This is a genomic window from uncultured Dialister sp. (genome assembly GCF_937959425.1).
Lineage (GTDB): Bacteria > Bacillota > Negativicutes > Veillonellales > Dialisteraceae > Dialister.
The window spans coordinates 14,774-33,303 of record NZ_CALGPS010000013.1; the positions used below are offsets into that span (position 1 = coordinate 14,774).

17 protein-coding genes are annotated in these 18,530 nt (G+C 52.3%); 16 read left to right on the forward strand and 1 reads right to left on the reverse strand.

Annotation, left to right across the window (positions count from 1 at the left end):
• Position 1: 1 nt before the first annotated feature.
• From guaA to Q0482_RS00535, 11 genes are all read left to right on the forward strand, one after another.
• On the forward strand, positions 2-1,540 hold the full coding sequence (guaA, locus tag Q0482_RS00485) for a glutamine-hydrolyzing GMP synthase (RefSeq protein WP_299142058.1): 1,539 nt from the start codon (positions 2-4) through the stop codon (positions 1,538-1,540).
• Between the two features lie 224 nt (positions 1,541-1,764).
• Positions 1,765-3,297 carry an SPFH domain-containing protein gene (locus Q0482_RS00490; RefSeq protein ID WP_299142060.1) on the forward strand — a complete coding sequence of 511 codons (1,533 nt, stop codon included), beginning with the start codon at positions 1,765-1,767 and terminating at the stop codon, positions 3,295-3,297.
• A 22-nt stretch (positions 3,298-3,319) separates the two neighbouring features.
• Entirely contained in the window at positions 3,320-4,420 is a 1,101-nt protein-coding gene (locus Q0482_RS00495; RefSeq protein WP_299142062.1) for a hypothetical protein, read from the forward strand.
• Between the two features lie 13 nt (positions 4,421-4,433).
• Positions 4,434-5,186 (forward strand): YgcG family protein, encoded by a 753-nt coding sequence (locus Q0482_RS00500; protein ID WP_299142065.1) that lies wholly within the window; start codon positions 4,434-4,436, stop codon positions 5,184-5,186.
• 121 nt (positions 5,187-5,307) lie between these two features.
• Complete coding sequence (locus Q0482_RS00505) at positions 5,308-5,778, forward strand: hypothetical protein (RefSeq protein ID WP_299142068.1); 471 nt, start codon at positions 5,308-5,310, stop codon at positions 5,776-5,778.
• Between the two features lie 179 nt (positions 5,779-5,957).
• Positions 5,958-8,321, forward strand: coding sequence for a hypothetical protein (locus Q0482_RS00510; RefSeq protein WP_299142071.1), 2,364 nt, complete (start codon positions 5,958-5,960; stop codon positions 8,319-8,321).
• A gap of 12 nt (positions 8,322-8,333) precedes the next feature.
• A complete protein-coding gene (locus tag Q0482_RS00515) occupies positions 8,334-9,725 on the forward strand; it encodes an ATP-binding protein (protein WP_299142072.1) in 1,392 nt (463 codons plus the stop codon).
• 34 nt (positions 9,726-9,759) lie between these two features.
• Positions 9,760-9,975 (forward strand): response regulator, encoded by a 216-nt coding sequence (locus Q0482_RS00520; protein ID WP_297041907.1) that lies wholly within the window; start codon positions 9,760-9,762, stop codon positions 9,973-9,975.
• Positions 9,976-10,165: 190 nt separating this feature from the next.
• Positions 10,166-10,546 (forward strand): response regulator transcription factor, encoded by a 381-nt coding sequence (locus Q0482_RS00525; RefSeq protein ID WP_299142074.1) that lies wholly within the window; start codon positions 10,166-10,168, stop codon positions 10,544-10,546.
• Between the two features lie 242 nt (positions 10,547-10,788).
• Positions 10,789-12,687, forward strand: coding sequence for an EAL domain-containing protein (locus tag Q0482_RS00530; RefSeq protein WP_299142076.1), 1,899 nt, complete (start codon positions 10,789-10,791; stop codon positions 12,685-12,687).
• 48 nt (positions 12,688-12,735) lie between these two features.
• Positions 12,736-14,649, forward strand: coding sequence for an EAL domain-containing protein (locus tag Q0482_RS00535; protein WP_299142077.1), 1,914 nt, complete (start codon positions 12,736-12,738; stop codon positions 14,647-14,649).
• A 173-nt stretch (positions 14,650-14,822) separates the two neighbouring features.
• Here Q0482_RS00535 and Q0482_RS00540 read toward each other — a convergent pair whose 3' ends face one another.
• Complete coding sequence (locus Q0482_RS00540) at positions 14,823-15,251, reverse strand: universal stress protein (RefSeq protein ID WP_299142078.1); 429 nt, start codon at positions 15,249-15,251, stop codon at positions 14,823-14,825.
• Positions 15,252-15,379: 128 nt separating this feature from the next.
• On the opposite strand from Q0482_RS00540, the gene Q0482_RS00545 reads away from it, so the two are divergent.
• The 5 genes from Q0482_RS00545 to Q0482_RS00560 all read left to right on the forward strand — a co-directional run bounded on the left by Q0482_RS00545 (position 15,380) and on the right by Q0482_RS00560 (position 18,241).
• Positions 15,380-15,745: a hypothetical protein gene (locus tag Q0482_RS00545; protein ID WP_299142081.1), complete on the forward strand. Its 366-nt coding sequence runs from the start codon at positions 15,380-15,382 to the stop codon at positions 15,743-15,745.
• Between the two features lie 65 nt (positions 15,746-15,810).
• Positions 15,811-16,410, forward strand: coding sequence for a hypothetical protein (locus Q0482_RS00550; protein WP_299142082.1), 600 nt, complete (start codon positions 15,811-15,813; stop codon positions 16,408-16,410).
• 192 nt (positions 16,411-16,602) lie between these two features.
• Positions 16,603-17,355, forward strand: a complete 753-nt coding sequence (locus Q0482_RS00555; protein WP_299142085.1) for a hypothetical protein — start codon at positions 16,603-16,605, stop codon at positions 17,353-17,355.
• A 480-nt stretch (positions 17,356-17,835) separates the two neighbouring features.
• Complete coding sequence (locus Q0482_RS09965; RefSeq protein WP_366517974.1) at positions 17,836-18,024, forward strand: four helix bundle protein; 189 nt, start codon at positions 17,836-17,838, stop codon at positions 18,022-18,024.
• Positions 18,017-18,241, forward strand: a complete 225-nt coding sequence (locus tag Q0482_RS00560) for a four helix bundle protein (RefSeq protein ID WP_299142089.1) — start codon at positions 18,017-18,019, stop codon at positions 18,239-18,241. The genes Q0482_RS09965 and Q0482_RS00560 overlap by 8 nt, the downstream gene beginning before the upstream one ends.
• Positions 18,242-18,530: the final 289 nt, after the last annotated feature.

Here is an 18,530-nt window from a genome sequence, read left to right on the forward strand (position 1 = left end):
GATGAAACATCAGGAAATTGTTATGATTGTTGACTTTGGCGGCCAGTACGCCCAGCTCATTGCACGGCGCGTCCGTGAATGCGGCGTGTACTGCGAAATCCTGCCATACAACAAGAGTGCTGAGGAAATCCTTGCCCAGAATCCGAAGGGCATTATTTTCTCCGGCGGTCCTTCCAGCGTGAATGCGGAAAATGCGCCCCAGGTAGACCCGGGCGTATTCAAGGCAGGCATCCCCATTCTTGGTATCTGCTACGGCATGCAGCTTATGGCCAAGGAACTGGGCGGCAAAGTATCGAAGCCTGAAAAGCACGAATACGGTCACACTGAATTCTACCGCAACGGTAGCTCCGCCCTCTTTGAAGGGGTTTCCGAAAAGACGGCTGTATGGATGAGTCACGGCGATGCAGTCACCGATATGCCTGCAGGTTTCGGCCTCACCGGTCATACCGACCTGACTCCCACCGCTGCCATGGCTGATGAAGCCCGCCGTTTCTTCGGCGTACAGTTCCATCCGGAAGTGGTTCACACTCCTGAAGGCACCACCATGCTGAAGAATTTCCTCTTTAAGATCTGCGAATGCAAAGGCGGCTGGTCCATGGGCAACTACATTGACATTGCTGTGGAAAACATCCGCGAAAAAGTAGGAAAGCACAATGTTATCTGTGCCCTTTCCGGCGGCGTGGACTCTTCCGTAGCTGCCGTGCTGGTACATAAGGCCATCGGCGACCAGCTCACCTGTGTCTTTGTAGACCACGGTTTCCTCCGTCTGGGCGAAGCAGAACAGGTAGTGGACACTTTCAAAAACAAATTCAACATGAAACTGGTTCACATCGATGCATCCAAGCATTTCATGTCTCTTTTGAAGGGCGTGACGGAACCGGAAAAGAAGCGCAAAACCATTGGCGCTGAATTTATCCATACCTTCCAGGAAGAAGCAAACAAGCTGGAAGATGTGAAATTCCTGGTACAGGGCACCCTGTATCCCGACGTGGTAGAGTCCGGTACCGCCACCGCTTCCACCATCAAATCCCACCACAATGTAGGCGGACTTCCGAAGGATATGAAGTTCCAGCTCATCGAACCGCTCCGCGAACTCTTCAAGGATGAAGTCCGCGAACTGGGCCGTCAGCTGGGCCTTCCGGAAGAAGTAGTCAACCGTCAGCCCTTCCCGGGACCGGGCCTGGCTATCCGCATTATCGGCGAAATCACACCGGAAAGACTGGATATCCTCCGCCGCGCCGATTTCATCGTCAGAGATGTCATCAAACAGCACGGTCTTTACAATGATATCTGGCAGTCCTTCGCCATCCTCCCCGCAGCCATCCGCTCCGTAGGCGTACAGGGTGATGAAAGAACCTACGACTACACCGTAGGCATCCGCGCCGTGACCTCCTCCGACGGCATGACCGCTGACTATTTCCGCTTCCCCTGGGAAGTACTGGATGAAATGAGCCGCCGCATCTGCAATGAAGTGGCTGGGGTGAACAGGGTAGTCTACGACATTACCTCCAAACCGCCGAGCACCATCGAGTGGGAATAATTTAAATGATTAAGAAAGCATGACCTCATCGGCAGCGCCGACTGCAGGCCATGCTTTTTTGCGTGTGCAAAATCTGCAGAATCCTATGTTTAATCCCGATGGTTCCATGACCTGTAGTAAATTACAGGTATTTTTTTATTTCATAATCAGCTATTCTATATATGAAAGGAAAGCTGATTTTATTGATTCCTAATCAATAGGGAAGTCAAAAGGAGGTAAGCATTATGGGTTTGATCAAAGCAGCCATGGGTGCCGCCGGCGGCGTACTGGCCGACCAGTGGAAGGAGTTTTTCTACTGCGACAGCATGCCTGCCAACATTCTTATGATGAAGGGGCAGAAGCGGACCAGTTCCCACAACCGCAGTTCCAATACCGGCGGAGAAGACAATATCATTTCCAACGGTTCCAAAATCGCCGTCAACAGCGGCCAGTGCATGATGATTGTGGAGTCCGGCAAGGTGGTGGATGTATGCAGCGAACCGGGGGAATACATTTATGACAAGTCCACAGAACCTTCCATTTTCACCGGCACCCTGAAGCAGGGCATTAAAGATATGTGGGGCCAGATGAAGGAACGGTTCACCTTTGGCGGCGACACGGGGAAGGATCAGCGGGTCTACTATTTCAACATGAAGGAAATCCTTGGCAACAAGTACGGCACGCCCCAGGAAGTTCCCTTCAAAATGAAGGACCCCGATACGGGGCAGATCCTGCTCATCCGCCTGCGCTGCTTCGGCGAATACAGCTACCACATCGTGGACCCGGTGCTTTTCTATACGGGGGTGGTAGGAAATGCGGCGGATGTGTTTGACCGCAGCCAGATCGACAGCCAGCTGAAGTCGGAGCTTCTGAATGCGCTGCAGCCGGCCTTTGCCAGACTGAGCGCCCAGCGCATCGACTATGTGGAGCTGCCGGGCCGTACTTTTGAAATCGCCGATGCGCTGAATGATGTGCTGTCCAAGCGCTGGCGGGAACTCCGGGGCCTGGAAATCGTGTCCTTCGGCATTAACAGTATCAAGGCCAATGAAGAGGATGAAGCGAAGATCCAGAAAGCGCAGATGAGCAAGACCTTTTCCGATCCTTCCCTGGCCATGGGGGCCATGGCCGATGCCACCAGCGATTCCATGCGTATGGCTGCCCAGAATGAAGGAGGCGGCGGAGCGGCTTTCGGCTTCATGAATATGAATATGGCCGGAAACGCAGGAGCCGGCATGTATCAGCAGATGGCCCAGCAGCAGGAGTTTATGAGGCGGCAGAGGGAAATTGATGAGATGACCCGCAGGCAGGAAATGATGGACCGGCAGAGGATTATGGATAAACTGGCCCGTACGGAGGAGGAAGCCCGGGCAGCGGTGGCCCGGGCAGCGGGCGGATCCGCTGCCGGCGGCTGGACCTGTCCCCAGTGCGGCACGGTGAACCAGGGTAAATTCTGCCCGGGCTGCGGCGCCAGGAAGCCGGAACCCAAACCGGCGGAAGGTACCTGGACCTGCCAGTGCGGACAGACGGGCAATACAGGAAAATTCTGCATGAACTGCGGAAAACCAAAACCGGAACAGAAGGAAGAAAAGGGCTGGACCTGCCCGGGCTGCGGTGCAGTGAACCAGGGGAAATTCTGCATGGAATGCGGCAGTCCGAAACCCGCAGGAGCTCCGCTCTTCAAGTGCGACAAGTGCGGCTGGCAGCCGGAAGATCCCCACCATCCGCCGAAGTTCTGCCCCCGGTGCGGCGATCCTTTTGACGATAACGACAAACAGTAGTCCATGAAATGAGGTGAGGGATATGGCCAATACATCTGTAGGCTATACATGTCCGAACTGCGGCGGTCCCCTGTCATTTTCCCCCGGCGTCGCCAGGGTGACCTGCCCGTACTGTGATACGGAATTCGAGACTGCCAAAATCGAGGAGCTTTTTGCCAAACAGGAAAGAATGGCGGCGGAAGCCCAGGCGGCGAAGGAGGCCAAATGGGATACGGAAGGCGCAGGCGGTGAATGGAGCGAAGAGGAAGCAGCTGCCATGAAAGCATTTACCTGCTCTTCCTGCGGCGCGGAAATCGTCAGTGACGGCAACACCATGGCCACGGAGTGCTGCTACTGTGGCAATCCGGTCATGCTGCCCAGCCGTTTTAATGGTATGTTGAAGCCCGATTTCGTCATTCCTTTCAAGAAGACCAAGGAAGATGCGGTGGCTGCCCTGAAAGAGTTTTACAAAGGCAGATGGCTCCTGCCAAAGGCCTTTACCGCAGGCAACCGGGTGGAATCCATCCAGCCTATGTATGTGCCCTTCTGGCTTTTTGATTCGGAAGTGACGGCGTCTGCGGAATTCAAGGCGGAAACGGATACGGTCTATGAAACCCGGGATGAACGGGTTACGGAAACGAACGTCTATCGCTGCGACCGCAGAGGAAAAATGCATTTCCGGCGGATTCCGGTAGATGGCAGCAATAAAATGGACGATACCTATATGGAGAGCATCGAGCCCTACGATTACGGAGAGCTCAAACCCTTCAGCAGCGCCTGCATGGTGGGGTGCCTGGCTGACAAGTACGATGTGGATGCGGAAGATGCCGCACCCCGGGCAGATGAGCGGGTGCGTAAAAGCGCCGTAGGTGTCCTGGAGGATACGGTGGAAGGATACACCCGCCGAGAACTGGTGAGCGATGTAATCAACAAGGGGGAAGGCGGCGTTTCCTACGCCATGGCTCCGGTGTGGATTCTGACCACCCGCTATGAGGACAAGCCCTATACATTCATGATGAACGGCCAGACAGGAAAAATGGTGGGCAGCCTTCCCTGGGACAAGAATAAGGCCAACCTGTACTGGGCCGGCAGCACCGCTGTACTGACCGCTGTATTCTATTTCCTTGTCAGGATGTTTGTGTAAGGAGGGGAGCAGCATGAAGAAATATGTGTTATCACTGTTTATGTTCCTGGCGGCTCTTTTCCTCACCGTCACTGCAGCGGCATCCGATGTTTCAGGTCTCCACGACGGGGCAAAGATTCTGCAGGCCTCCGAGCGCACCGCCGTCATGAAAGAACTGCAGGCTGTGGAAAAGCGTTACGGCGTAGGCATGGCGATTATCACCGTGCCCTCTACGAACAAAATGAAAATCGGAGACTATGCCAACAAGCTTCTGGACAGCACCTTCAAGGACGGGAAGAACGGCAATATGGTTCTGGTCCTGGCCATGGACACAAGGGATTACTACATTGCCACCGACAAGGCCATGAAGGAACGGATTACCGATGGAAAGGGCATTCCGGTGCTGGAGGAAAAATTCCTGCCTGCCCTCAAGAAGAGCGATTATGCCGGAGCCTTTACGGCCTATGCCAAGGGCGTGGGAGAACAGCTGGCTTACTATGAAGAAAACGGGAAGGCCTATGATCCGAAAAGCGGCTTCAGTCCGCTGGCCCTTGCCATTGCCCTGGCCATTGCCGGGGCCTGCGGCTTTCTCATCCGCTCCGGCCTCATCCGCAGCATGAGCAACGTGGTGCCTGCACCGGCGGCGGATACGTACCTGGACAGGGAGAGCTTCGAGCTGCTGGATAAGGACGACACCTTCCTTTATATGAATGTGACCCGTACACCGAAAGCAAAGAAGAATGACAGCACCGATGCCGGCCATGGAGGAGGCGGCGGTAAATTCTGAGACTCTATCATATCCTCCATTCTTTTGACAGCTGTGCCTGCGGGGCCCGGGTAATCCTATGCGCCGGTATCCGGGCCTTCGGGGGCAGTTATCATTTTGAAAGAAATCCGGGAGGTTCACTATGAGGTTTGGAAAAGTAATGCTCCTGGGACTGATGGCGGCCTGCCTTATGGGGGCCGTGGCTCAGGCCTGGGACGAAGGGGATACAATCTGTCCCGGTGATGGCGGTGCGGAAGCTGAGCAGATCCGCATTTTTATCAAGAAATGGAAAAAGGTTTATCCCATGGACGGAGAACCGGTACGGGAATTTGCGGTCACCGACCTTGACGGCAACGGCCTTTTGGAAATCCTGGTACGGCCTCCGGGAAGCGAAGACACGCCTTCCGTATATGAAGTGACACCGGAGCATGACGGCCTGAAAAAGAGAAATCAGAAATGGTATCACAGCCATGCTTCCGGCCGGTCCATTGCTTGGTTCGTCATGCATCCGGAAACGGCGGCAGGGCCATGGGTTGGAAATATTGATGATGCTGAAGCGATGCTTCAGGACAGCTATGATGTGAACACAGGCCGTAAAGAAGCCTTTGGTTAAGAAGGGGCAAAAGGACTATCATCTTTGCAAATGAAATCGTAAATAAATAAAGGAACCGCACAGGATACTTCCTGCTGCCGTTCCTTTTTTGTTCTAGCATGGGGCTCTTATGCTATAATGAAGGTAACAATTATTCGATGCATCCTTCTTTCGAGAATCCCCGGGGGCAGGTGAGGGCTATGGGGAAATGGATCAGACTTTTATGGATTGGCCTTCTCTTCTGGCTGTCCGCACTTACGGCGGTCTCGGGAGCAGTTATCCTGTACAACCATGACGAAGGAGAAAGCTATGGCCGCATTCTTTCTGAAAGAGGGGCAAAGGTGCAGGGGATTCCGTCATCCCAGCTGCTGCACCATCTTCCGGAAGATGATGTACAGGCTGTAGAAGCTTACGATGTACAGGCGGCAGTGCTGCAGGGAGGCAGCCGCGCCTCCTATCAGTGGTATCCCCAGTATACGGCCACCGTGGTTCTGGCTGTATCAGACAGCTGCCCGGTACCGGTTACAGGATGGCAGAGTCTCTCTTCCGCTCCTTTGTCCCTGGCTGTGACCGGCACCAATCCGGCCAGGCTCTTCTTCATACAGGCCATGAGCTATGGGCTGAAAGGAGATCTATCCGGCAGGGCAGGGGTGGAACTGCTGAGGCAGCTTCAGGAGGATGGGCGGCTTTCTATGGAGGAAGGAGAAAATCGGCCTTCCGCGGATGTTTATGTGCTGTTCGATTACCAGGTCCGTGAGTGGCAGAGACAGGGCATTCCTGTACATCCGGTAGTCCCTGAGGAAGGAACTCTGGCGTTCAGGAAGGGACTTCTGGCTAAGGAGTCTTTATCCTTTGACAGCCAAAAATTGTCGGAGGCGCTGGAGGGCGCAGGATATGCTCTCTCCCCGCTGCCCGGGGCCCGCTTCGTTTCTGATGCGGAAGCCTTTCTGCAGGCCGGCGATGATATTCCACGGCAGATTACCAGTCATGTTTTCCAAAGCTGCCGGCCCACCATCCTCACCGGTTTCAGTCATATGGTCTGGTATACGGTAACTTTGTTCTTTGTCATCCTCTGGGGCGGACGCCTCAGGCGGCAGGTGCTGCAGCCCCAGGTTCGCCGGGCCTATCTGGGGGTCATCATTACCCTGTGCTGCTGGATACTTTTCCGGGAAATCAAACTGAGCCTGCCCGGTTTCATGAATGACGGCATACGCTATATCTGGTACAGCTATTATCTTTTCTATGGTATCCTGATTTCTTTTCTTCTATGGATCGGCTACAGCGCGTCCTATGCCTTTCTTACCAGGCCCTGTCCCCGGTGGATGAAGGGAATCTTCGCAGGAAATCTGCTTCTTGCCTTCCTGGTGATGACCAATGATTTCCACCAGCTGGCCTTTACGCTGCCTGCTGGTCTGGCGGCGGCTTACAGCCGTCATGGCTATGGGCCCCTGTATTTCATCCTGGCTGCTGTCTATGGCATGGAGCTTCTGGCTGTGAATGGCGTGCTCTGTTATACCTCCCTCTCCCGGAAGGTGAGCCATCCCGCCCGGATGATCCTGCCCTTGGCCGTTGTGGTGGGATATGGAATCTATGTGCTCGGGTATGCTTTGCCTGGTTCCCCTTTCCAGCCATCGGAGCTGGTGCTGGTGACGATCTGGACTGTTCTTCTTTGGCTGGAACTGGTGACAAGGGGAAAATTCGTCCCGGCCAATGAGGGGTACATAGACTTTTTCCGCCATTCCAGCCTGGCCATGCAGCTCTATGATCATGACGGGCACCTGGTCTATGCATCCAGTGGCACGGCTCCGCTCAGGGGAGAGGACTTTGAAGTGCAGTCCATGCCCATTTCCGGCGGCCTGGTGCGCTGGTACAGGGATGTGGGCCCTCTGCGTCGGCGGCAGGCTCTTTTGGAACGTCTCAACCAGGATCTGAACTGGTCCTATGAACTCCTCAGTTGCCTTAGTGATATCCGCCGTCAGGCGATTGAGCAGGGCGTCACCCTTAGAGTTTACAAAGAACTGGAGGAAATCATTGCCCGCAAACAGCCGGCCATCCGGCACAGGCTGGCTTATCTGAAGACCGCAAAGCCCGGGCCCCACACCGATGCAGTCATCAGCCGTCTTCATATCCTGGCCTGCTATTTGAAAAAGCGATGTATCCTTCTTCTGCAGGGAAAGGAGGCAGGCATGCTGGATGCCCGGGAACTGGCTATGGCGGTGGAGGAATCCTGGCGATATTTGGAAAAGGCCGGGCTCCGGGGCTCTGTGGGCTTTGATTTGAAGGGAAATCTGCCGGTGCAGGCAGCCCTGACCCTCTATGATATTTTCGAGGATGTGGGAGAAGAGGTGCTGGCCCGGGGAGAAGCTTTTTGGCTTTGTCAGTTCCGAGAGACGGAGAAGGACTGGATTTTTTCCGTAGTGCTGGAAGAAAAAGAGGGAGAAACCCGCCCTGCTTCCTGGCAGGCTCTGTCGGAGTATGATGTTTCTGTGCAATGCGATGACACGGGCTATGGCACAAGACTCACGGTTCGGCTTTCCAGGGAAAGCACCGATTCATTCACATAGGAGGGAAACATTATGGTTAACTTATACACACTTCCTTCCTGGGAAATCCTGCTTTTCATTGTTGTTTCCATGGTTCTCTTCCTGGTGAACAGCGTCCTTTATTATTTCCTCATGCCCCAGGCGGAATTCAGCCATCTGGGACGAAAATGTCTGGAAGGGAGCAGTCTTATCCTGCTTCTGGCAGTTATGGCAGTGCTCTATGAAATTTTTACGGACGGCAGGGATGGTATCGTTTATGCCCACGGCACCGATATCTGGCGGTGGGCTGCAGTTTTGGCGGGTACGCTGAGTGCTCTGTACTGGTTTCGTGACCGACGGGCCCGGAGCCTGTGGATTTTAGGGGCTTCCCTTCTTTTATGGCCTGTATTTGATGACATCCTGCCCTGGTCCCTGGCCCTTTCCCTGGCCTTCCTGGCATGGCGGCTGCTGCGCCTTTTCCCTGAAACTTATGGCCGTTACCGGCAGCAGCTCACGGCCCGCTCCATCCAGACGGCAGTGGACTGCCTGGATGAGGGCCTTCTCATCAGTCAGGAAAAAGGGGAACCGGTGCTTGTAAATTACACCATGTACGAGGTGATGGAGAAGATTCTTGGCACGGTAGTTCGCAATGGCAATATTTTCTGGCACCTGCTGCCCCTTTGTGACGGCAGGCCGGGTCTTTCCATGGAGCGCCACGGGCCGGATATGCTCTTCATCCTGGAGTCCGGCGAGACCTGGCTCCTGCAGCGCCATCCCATCCACTTTCGCAGTGAGTCCGGCTGGCAGATTACTGCATCCGATGTGACGGACCTCTATCGGTTGAACCAGGAGCTGGACGAAAAGAACCGGGTGCTGAAGGAGCGGAATGCGGCGGTGAAAGATGCACTCGGAAACATGGTGGAACTGCAGACACGGAAGACTATGGAAAATCTGCGCTATAAAATCCATGATATATTAGGCCAGCGCATTACCATCCTGCAGCAGCTCCTGAATAATCAGAATATCAGCGATTACAGCACCATTCTTCCCAGCCTGGAAGACATGATGGCAGATCTGCGAGAGGACAAAATGGCAGACCCGAAGGAAGAACTGGATGCACTCATTGCTGCTTATGGCAGACTGGGGGTCTCGGTCATCCAAAAGGGGGCTCTGCCCGATGATACTTTTCGGGCGGGAGAATTTGTTCATATCATACGGGAAGCCCTCACCAATGCACTTCTCCACGGGCAGGCCGGATCCATAACAGTGACCTTTGGCGGGAACGGGGAGGCAATTCTTACCATTGCCGATGACGGCAGGGGACTCAAGGGCCCTCTTCGGCGGGGAACCGGCCTCAGGGCCATGGAACAGTGCGCCCGGAACCTGGGAGCAGACCTTCAGTATAAGACTGCACCGCACTTTGTGATTACCTTAAGGAAACACTGATTCATTCAATGCTTTCTGGAAATGGAGGATGTCTATGATTCGGCTTATGATTGTGGATGACCAGAAAATCCTGCTGGAGGGACTGGTTAAAATCTTTGAAGGGCAGAGCCATATTGAGGTAGTGAGTGCCCTGCCCTTTTCAGAGCTGGTGGAGCCGGTCTGTGACCAGCTTCATCCCGATGCGATTCTCCTGGATATCTGCATGGAGGGAAAGAACAGCGGCATTATGGAAGCACTGATTAATTCATAGAGTCTGCTTTTATAAGAATTTTTATGCACTGCTTCGTCATGGGACTCCTTAAATAGCTCGCTATTCGCGTCGTCCCATTCCTTGCATTGCATAAAAATCCAAGAATAAAAGCAGACAGTGATTTAATCAGCGCTTCCTTATTCTGGCAAAGCGCCTGAAGGAGCGGAAGAACCCTCCTAAAATCATCATTATGACCGGATTTCAGGATATCAGCTTTCTGGAAATGGCCCGAAGCGCCGGAGCGGACAGCTTTATCTACAAAGAAAGCACGGCCCGGGAATTTATGGACTGTCTGGAGAAGACTATGGCAGGGGAGCATATTTTTCCCGATGTCCGGGGCCAGGTGACCTTCGGCATCCAGGGGGTGACACTGACAGATCGAGAACTGGATATTCTGCGCCTGGTCTGTCGCAACCTGTCCTACACGGAAATAGCAGATGAACTGCATATCAGCATACGAACTGTCAGCTTCCATGTGAGCAATATGCTTCGTAAGACAGGACATAAAAGTTTAATCGGCCTGGCTGTGGAAGCGGCGGACAAGGGCTATGCGCCGGGAATCCGGAAATAGGAAAGTGCAGCAGCCCATACCCGGCCCATCCATGTTCTTTTGGCCTGCCCCGGCAATTTATATTACAAATTGGTTTATAAAGCATCATGGACAGGAGTATAATAGAGTATAATAACATTCAAAAGGGATTTGCCAAAAGAGTTTTTCGGAAAGCAAAGAGGGATTGATTCGCCTTTTCCGCCTTTGCAGTTTTATATCAAATGAAGATGTGCTGCACGGGGCAGCGGGGAAGAGGTGCGCCTATGGATTGGCTTTTTCAAAGCAGGTATAATCTCGACTTTTTTCTGGCGGCCATTCCGCTGCAGCTGATTATGATCGTGTATTATCTGGGACGGCGTCATCTGCCGATTTCGGAGTCCCGGTCATTCCTGTACCTCATGGTGCTGAACCTTTCTACTCTGGTGACGGATATCATGGCCTGCGGCGTAACGGTGAAAGGCACGCCGGCCACGGTTCTTTATTTCTGGAATATTTTGTACTTTGCCTGTTTTCTCCTCACCGCATCCGGTTTCCTTTTATATACGGCAGATGCCCTTCATATCCCCCGTTTCGCAGGGCGATGGACCAGGGCGGTTGTATTCCTTCCGGTGTGGGTGATGCTTTTATTTCTTTTCACCACCCCCTGGACGGGATTTTTCTTTACCTCTTCGCCGGAAGTGCCATTTAAGGACGGCCCGGTGTACGGCGGAGTGTATTACTGCTATGGCTTCTACATCCTTCTGCCCAATCTTCTGGTTCTTCTGAAATGGAAGGAAAACGGTTTGAAACGAAATGTTTCTTTCCTTGTCTGCGGTGCCCTTCTTCTTATCGGACTATTTCTGCGGACAGAATTCAGGCATATGCCCATTATGGGATATTTTGTAACCCTGGCGGTGCTGGTGGGGTATTTCACCCTGCGAAATCCTGATTTCTATGTGGATGATGAAACGAATCTTCTAAACGGGCCGGCACTCAAGCTGGTGTATACAGACCGGGCCAGGGGAGGGAAAATCCATGGGTTCGGCTTTGTAATCAAAGGATTTGAACAGAGCCGTATCCTCTACGGGGAAGCATTTATCGACAGTTTCCTTCTTGAAATAGGGAAATATATCCGCCGGGAGCTTCCTTTCTGCTGCGGATTTTATTTACGGAGCGGGCGCTTCTTCCTTATGACTCCTTTGGAAAAGACCGAAGAGGCTGCTGATACATTAAGACACCGGTTCAGAGAGTCCTGGTCTCAGGGTTCAAGAACCGCCTTCTTTGATATTGCCTGTGTTTATGTGGATCAGGAAGTTTCATTTCCTTCCTGGGAAGCGTTCCGGCAGGCCCTGGCAGATGGTTTCCATGAGGCCAGAGGGGTGGCGGTGAAGGGAATCACTGTGAATCAGGACTACCTGAAACAGCTGCATCGCAAATTTCATGTACGGCGGCTTCTGGCAGAGGCTTTGGCCAATAACAGCGCGGAAATTTTCCTGCAGCCTTTGATGGAAGCAGGTACCTACCGCATTCTGGGGGCAGAAGCGCTGGTGCGGCTGAAGGACAGGGACGGAAGCCTGGTGCTGCCTGATGAGTTTATTCCGGCGGCAGAGGGAAATGGTTCCATTTCCCTTCTGGGGCTGGAGGTTTTCGGGAAAGTATGCCGCTTTATCCAGGAAAAGAAGCCCCAGCGCTGGGGGATGAAATGGATACAGGTGAATCTCTCCCCCCTGCAGTGCCTGGACCGGCACCTGCCGGATAAGCTGGATGCGCTTCGTAAGGAGCATGAGGTGCCTGTGTCGGCTGTCCGTCTGGAAATCACAGAGCAGGCGGCCATGGGAAACAGCGGCTACCAAAGGGTGAATGAGCTGGTGGAAAGGGGATATACCCTGGTGCTGGATGATTATGGCAGCGGCTATTCCAACCGCCAGCGGATGAACAGGATTTCCGTGGCCGGTATCAAGCTGGATGGTCATCTGGTAGGCAGTCATTTTGACCGTCCCGATTCCTATATTCCCAATCTTATCAAAGGCATGCGGCAGTCGGGCTATGAGGTGACTGCGGAAGGGGTGGAAACAAAGGAAATGGCGGACAGCCTTTCCGCCATGGGATGCACCTCCCTGCAGGGATTCTACTTTGCGCCGCCTCTCACCCTTTCGCAGTTTGAAAAGATGTATGGAACCTGAAATATTCTGCTTTTATGATTTACTCTCCCGGGAGGGACAGTCATACCTGTGAATTTTCCCGTAGAGGAAGGGGTGTACCATGTGTTAACAGCCATTGGGGTACCTAATATCCATTTCTTTCTGGCAGCCATTCCGGTGCAGCTGATTCTCTTTTTCTTCTACCTGAGCCGGCGGCAGCTGCCCCTTCGGGAGTCCCGATCCTTTCTGGTGCTCATGGGCTGGAACATGGTGATCCTTCTTACGGACCTTCTCCTTGTGTATACGGGCTCAATGGGCAGGGAAGAAGAACTGCCTTTCCGGCCCCTCTTTTTCTTCTGCAGTGTGCTTATGGAAGACTATTTCCTCTTCTATTATTTCTGCGATGCCCTGCAGGCCGATGATTATGGAGGAAAGCGCATCCGGTGGATTGCCTTTCTTCCGGTGGCGGCAGGTATCCTTTATTTCGTGGAATACAGCATGACAGGTGCCAATCCTGCCGAACTGGCACTGCTTTTCCGTGAAATCAACCTGGTTTATCTTGCCTTCTTTGCAGGACTTTCCCTGATTCTTGTGTGGCTTCGGCGAAAAAGCAACAGCTTCAGAAGAAATATGGGCTTTGCGTTCTGCCTCCTCGTCCTTCTTTTCGGCCTGTTGGGCCGCCTGCTTTTCCCCCAGGTTCTTTTTGCAGGCTACTTTTTCACACTGGCTTCCTTTATCCTTTACCTCACTGTGAGGAATCCCGATTTCTATCTGGAGCATCAGACAAAAGTTTTGAATAAGGCGGCCTTCCATCTGGTGGCCCAAGACCGTATCAGAAGCTGCGGTATCCATGGATTTGGTTTTGTCATCAAAGATTATGAAGAGGGACGCATTCTTTACGGCAGTGCTTTCATCGACAGCTTTCTGGAAAGTATAGGCCGTTTTCTAATCAAGGAATTTAGCGGCGGAGATGCATTCTATCTGGGCAGCGGCCGGTTCTTCCTCCTTTTCAGGAGAAAAATAGACGGCCCGGAGGAAACGGACAGACTGCACCGCCGTTTCCGGAAAGCATGGACAAAGGGGGAGCGTTCCGCTTTCTTCGATATCTGCTGCTGCAGTCTGGAGGAAGGACTCCTGTTTCCCAGCGTGGAAGAATTGATGGAGGTTATCACCTTTGCCTTTGACGTAGCCGAAGGCGTAGGGCAGGAAGATTTCATCATAGGCAGGGACTACCAGGCCAAAGTGGCTGAACAGGTGCAGGTACGGCGGCTTCTAATGGATTCCCTGGAACAGGACAGCCTCCTGGTGTACCTGCAGCCCCTGATGAATGGACAGACAGGGAAACTGGAAGGGGCAGAAGCCCTGGTCCGCCTGTCTGATGGAAAAGGAGGGTTGGTGCCTCCCGGCGAATTTATTCCGGCTGCAGAATCAAGCGGCTCCGTAGCCACTCTGGGACTCCAGGTTTTCAAAAAGGTGTGCGCCTTTATCAGGAAAGGCGGCATGGATAGATGCGGCATGAAATGGATCAATGTGAATGTGTCTCCCGTGCAGTGCCTGGACAGAAAACTGCCGGAAAAACTGGAAAGCATTAGAAAACTCTATGATGTTTCCCCTGCTCTCCTCCATCTGGAAATCACGGAACAGGGGGCCCTGGGCCCCGGCGGGCTGGAACAGATCAGGCGCCTTAGGAAGCTGGGTTATCACATGGTGCTGGACGACTACGGCACCGGCCATGCCAACGCCAGCCGCGTCAAAAACATTCCCCTTTCCGGTATCAAAATCGACATGTCCCTGGTCCGCGCCCACTTCCGAAAACCGGATCCCTACCTGCCCGGTTTGATTAACGGACTCCATGACCTGGGATTCACCGTCACCGCAGAAGGTGTGGAAACGGAAGACATGGTCAAAGAACTCCGAGCCATGGGCTGCGACTACTTCCAGGGCTTCTACTACAGCCGGCCCATATCGATGGAAGAGTTTCTGGAGAAATATGGTACGAAATAAAAAATCCCGCCTCGGCGGGATTTTTTATTGAAAAGTACAGGTATGGCGGTACGTCATGCAGTATCGGAAACACAAAGGGTAGTGCGCAGCGTCAGGCTTCATATTCATCGCTGTCAGGTGATACCTTCCCCTCTGAACCCTCTTCTACACTGAACCCGGGGCTGCGAAGCGCCTTACTTGATAATCAGCACCGGTACTTTCACATGGTGGATGACGTACTGGCTGACGCTGCCCATGATGAAGGAGGAGAGGGAGCCTTTGCCGCTGTTTCCCATGATGATGAGGTCAATGTTTTCTTCGTCCACCAGGGAGGTGATGACGCTGCCCGGCACGCCGGTGCGGATGATGGGGGTGAAGCGGATAGTTTCAGGAATCTGTTTCTTGATTCTTTCCATCACCGCTTCTGCTTTTTCCCTGATGGAGGCAAAGCCGCTGCGGTCGAGGTTTACCTGCATCAGGGGGTAAGCCGCTTCTCCGATGTCTGCCACCACGGCCACATATAATTCCGCATGGTAGGTGCCGGCCATTTCCACACCGTAGCGAAGGGCGTTGTCGGCGGTGCCGGAGCCGTCTACGGGCACAAGAATTTTTTTGAACTGCATAAGAAAGACCTCCTTTTGAAAACCGATTTCCTTATTTGGTATTTCCTGCTATGATATATATGATTATAGCATGAACGGAGGGCTGATTCATTTCATCAGCTTTTTCCGCGGGAAGGCAGGATAAATCCATGAAAAAATCAGCAGTAATTCCTCTCATGGCGCTGGCGCTTTTGGTGCCTTTTGGTGCGGTTATGGGGGAAGAGGACAGGCCGGCGGCGGTGGAAGAGGCGCCGGCAGGGACGTATGTATACGATAACAGGGCCAGCGGTCTTTCCATGACCATTCCGGGAAACCGGGTGGAAAATGAGAAATCCGGCGAGGCGGTGTATCAGGCATTTCTGCCGGATGAGGGCATAGCCCTTTCCATTCTGTCCAGGGCCTATGGCCAGCCCTACGGCATGGACAAGATGAAGGAGCAGGAAAAGAAGGCGGAGCAGTTTCTGACGGAAAGCATAGCCCGGTCCGGCGAAAAGAAAGTGTCCCTTAAAAGGTAAAAACAGGGGCCGGCACGGCTCTTTTTGCAGAAACCACAGGCCAGGGTGAGGACGGCGCCTTTTCGGTGATGCGCTATCTATTCCTTCGGCAGGAAGGCACGGCCATGATTTCCTTTACCATGAAGGAGGGGGACAGGAAAAAGAACGGCCCCGCTGTGAAGCAGCTCTTGGACACTCTCACTTTTTACACGCCTATGCAGAAGGTCAACGTGAAGGGAACTCCCTATACCTATGATATTCCTGCTTCCATGAAGGTGGATTATGATCCGCCGGTGGCACCGGATCATGTGCTGGTGGCCGGAAACAGGCTGCTTATGACCGGGGTGGCAGCCCTTCCCATAGCGGAAAACCGGGAGTTCAGCTTCCTCCCTGCCAGTCTGTCCCATTTATCGGAAGGGGATAAGGAAAATGTGATGTCCCATTTCAAAAGCAAGCTGGCAGGGGAAAGCACCGGCAGGTATGTGAAGAATGTGAAGTTTCTCTTCGGCTCTTTTCATGGAAGAGACGGCCTCCGTCTGGATTTCGATGACCAGGGAGACCATAATACCAGCTATATTTTTATAAAAGACGGGAAATATATTTCCTTTGACTATATTTACAATCTGAAAGAAAAGGACTATGCGGAAAGGGTGATTGAACGCTCTCTGGAGTCCATTTCTCTTTAAGGAAGCACTGATTCATTCATGGAGTTTGCTTTTATAAGAATTTTTATGCACTGCTTCGTCATGGGACTCCTTAAATAGCTCGCTATTCCCTTTCCCATTCCTTGCATTGCATAAAAATTCAAGAATAAAGGCAAACAGTGATTTAATCAGCGCTTCCTTAAGTCCGGTTTGAATATGATGGAGGCGGTACCTTTGTTTTTTAATCTGTTTGGTGCAGGAAAAGATAAATATATAGAAGAATATGCCAGCCGCATGGCGGAGGCAGCGGTGAAAGATGAGCTGGATGCAGACCGGCTGGAAAGTTTCATCGCCTATGCAAAGGAAAAGGATCTGGGCAACAAGCAGCTGGCCCGGGCCCAGGCGCTGGCCTGTGACAAGGCCTTTGAAAAGCTTTACCATGAGGGCTACATGAATGACGATGAATACGGCATGTTTACGGATATGCTGAAACTCTGCTACATGATGAAGGAAGACGCGAAATACAAGTATGAAACCATTGCCAAAAGGTGCAATGCTCTCTACAAAATCCAGGAAGAGGGCCTCATGCCGAAGGTCAACAGGGAGTATGCCAATGTGAAATACAGGGAGGGGGAAGAACTCCATTTCACCACCGCCGCCCGGTTCATGAAGGCAAAGAGGCCCCTTGGTGACGGGGGCACCATCATTGCCCAGGGGAAGCCCTTCAAAGTGGGAAGCTGCGAAAACAGGGAAGACAAGAGCCTTTTTGAAGAAGGGGACAAGGGCGCTTTCTGGATTACCTCCCAGCGTGTAGGCTTCCGCAGCAAAAAGGACAGAATCACCGCTGAACTTTCAGATATTGACCATGTGGAACTGGGGAAGGGGCCTCTCTGTTTCTATGAAAAGGGAAAGGATACCCCCTGGTGCGTCATGGTGGATGACTATGAAATGGCAGGGGCCCTGCTGTCGAATATTCTTAACAGGTGAGAGTTTTCTGCTGAGACGAATGGCAAGCGAGCCAAGTGGGGAGGAAACCGTTAGCGAATAGTTTCCTGTTGAGGTGATAGGCAATGTGTCAAGCCGGGTGGGAAACCATTGGCGAATAGTTTCCTGTTGAGGTGAAAGGCAAAGGCGTCAAGTGGAGTGGAAAACCATTAGCGAAAAGTTTCCTGTCGCGATGAAAGGCGAAAGTGCCAAGTCGAACAGGAAACTATAAGCGAATAGTTTCCTATTGAGGTGATAGGCAATGTGTCAAGCCGACTGGGAAACCGTTAGCGAAAAGTTTCCAGTAGAGGTGAAAAGCAAAGGTGTCAAGCCGAATAGGAAACTATTAGCGAAAAGTTTCCTGTAGAAGCGAAAGGAGAAAGTGTCAAGCCGAACAGGAAGCCTCTCGTAACGATTTTGTCATAGTGAATACTCAGTGCTGTATCAGTTAGGAAAGTGGTGAATATGCAGAGTTACAAGGATATGCTTGTATGGCAGGAAACCAGGGAATTGAAACAGGATGTTTACAGGCTGACTTATCAGTTTCCCAAGAGTGAGGTGTATGCCTTGACGTCACAGCTTAGGCGTGCTGTCATTTCTGTAGGGCTTAATATAGCTGAAGGAGCAGGAAGAGGGACAGTTAAAGATTATATTCATTTTCTCTATAAATAACGCCCGTGGCTCCTGCTATGAAGTGGAGACAGCCCTATTGTATTCTGTAGATTTCAATTACATTAGTGAAAAGGAAGCTGCACCGATATTAAGGCGAAACTCTAAAGTAGCCTGGCTGATTAATAAACTGATTGATGGTTTGAGGGAGAAGATCAGAATTGAAGATAAGAAAAATACAGTTCGTGATGAGATTCAGCAGTATGATATGGGTGAATAGTTTCTAGTCGAGATGATGGACAAATGTGGCAAGTCGTGTGGGAAACTGTTAGCGAAAAGTTTCCTATTGAGGTGAAAGACAAAGGCGCCAAGTTGAGTGGAAAACCATAAGCGAAAAGTTTCCTATTGAGGTGAAAGACAAAGGCGCCAAGTCGAGTGGGAAACTGTTAGCGAAAAGTTTCCCATTGAGGTGAAAGACAAAGGCGCCAAGTCGAGTGGAAAACCATAAGCTAATAGTTTCCTATTGAGGTGAAAGACAAAGGCGCCAAGTCGAGTGGGAAACTGTTAGC

Coding starts and splice junctions, on each gene's coding strand:
- Q0482_RS00495 (WP_299142062.1), top strand. CDS start 3,320: ATGGCCAATACATCTGTAGGCTATACATGTCCGAACTGCGGCGGTCCC.
- Q0482_RS00545 (WP_299142081.1), top strand. CDS start 15,380: ATGAAAAAATCAGCAGTAATTCCTCTCATGGCGCTGGCGCTTTTGGTG.
- Q0482_RS00515 (WP_299142072.1), top strand. CDS start 8,334: ATGGTTAACTTATACACACTTCCTTCCTGGGAAATCCTGCTTTTCATT.
- Q0482_RS09965 (WP_366517974.1), top strand. CDS start 17,836: ATGCTTGTATGGCAGGAAACCAGGGAATTGAAACAGGATGTTTACAGG.
- Q0482_RS00520 (WP_297041907.1), top strand. CDS start 9,760: ATGATTCGGCTTATGATTGTGGATGACCAGAAAATCCTGCTGGAGGGA.
- Q0482_RS00490 (WP_299142060.1), top strand. CDS start 1,765: ATGGGTTTGATCAAAGCAGCCATGGGTGCCGCCGGCGGCGTACTGGCC.
- Q0482_RS00530 (WP_299142076.1), top strand. CDS start 10,789: ATGGATTGGCTTTTTCAAAGCAGGTATAATCTCGACTTTTTTCTGGCG.
- Q0482_RS00500 (WP_299142065.1), top strand. CDS start 4,434: ATGAAGAAATATGTGTTATCACTGTTTATGTTCCTGGCGGCTCTTTTC.
- Q0482_RS00525 (WP_299142074.1), top strand. CDS start 10,166: ATGACCGGATTTCAGGATATCAGCTTTCTGGAAATGGCCCGAAGCGCC.
- Q0482_RS00540 (WP_299142078.1), bottom strand. CDS start 15,251: ATGCAGTTCAAAAAAATTCTTGTGCCCGTAGACGGCTCCGGCACCGCC.
- guaA (WP_299142058.1), top strand. CDS start 2: ATGAAACATCAGGAAATTGTTATGATTGTTGACTTTGGCGGCCAGTAC.
- Q0482_RS00505 (WP_299142068.1), top strand. CDS start 5,308: ATGAGGTTTGGAAAAGTAATGCTCCTGGGACTGATGGCGGCCTGCCTT.
- Q0482_RS00510 (WP_299142071.1), top strand. CDS start 5,958: ATGGGGAAATGGATCAGACTTTTATGGATTGGCCTTCTCTTCTGGCTG.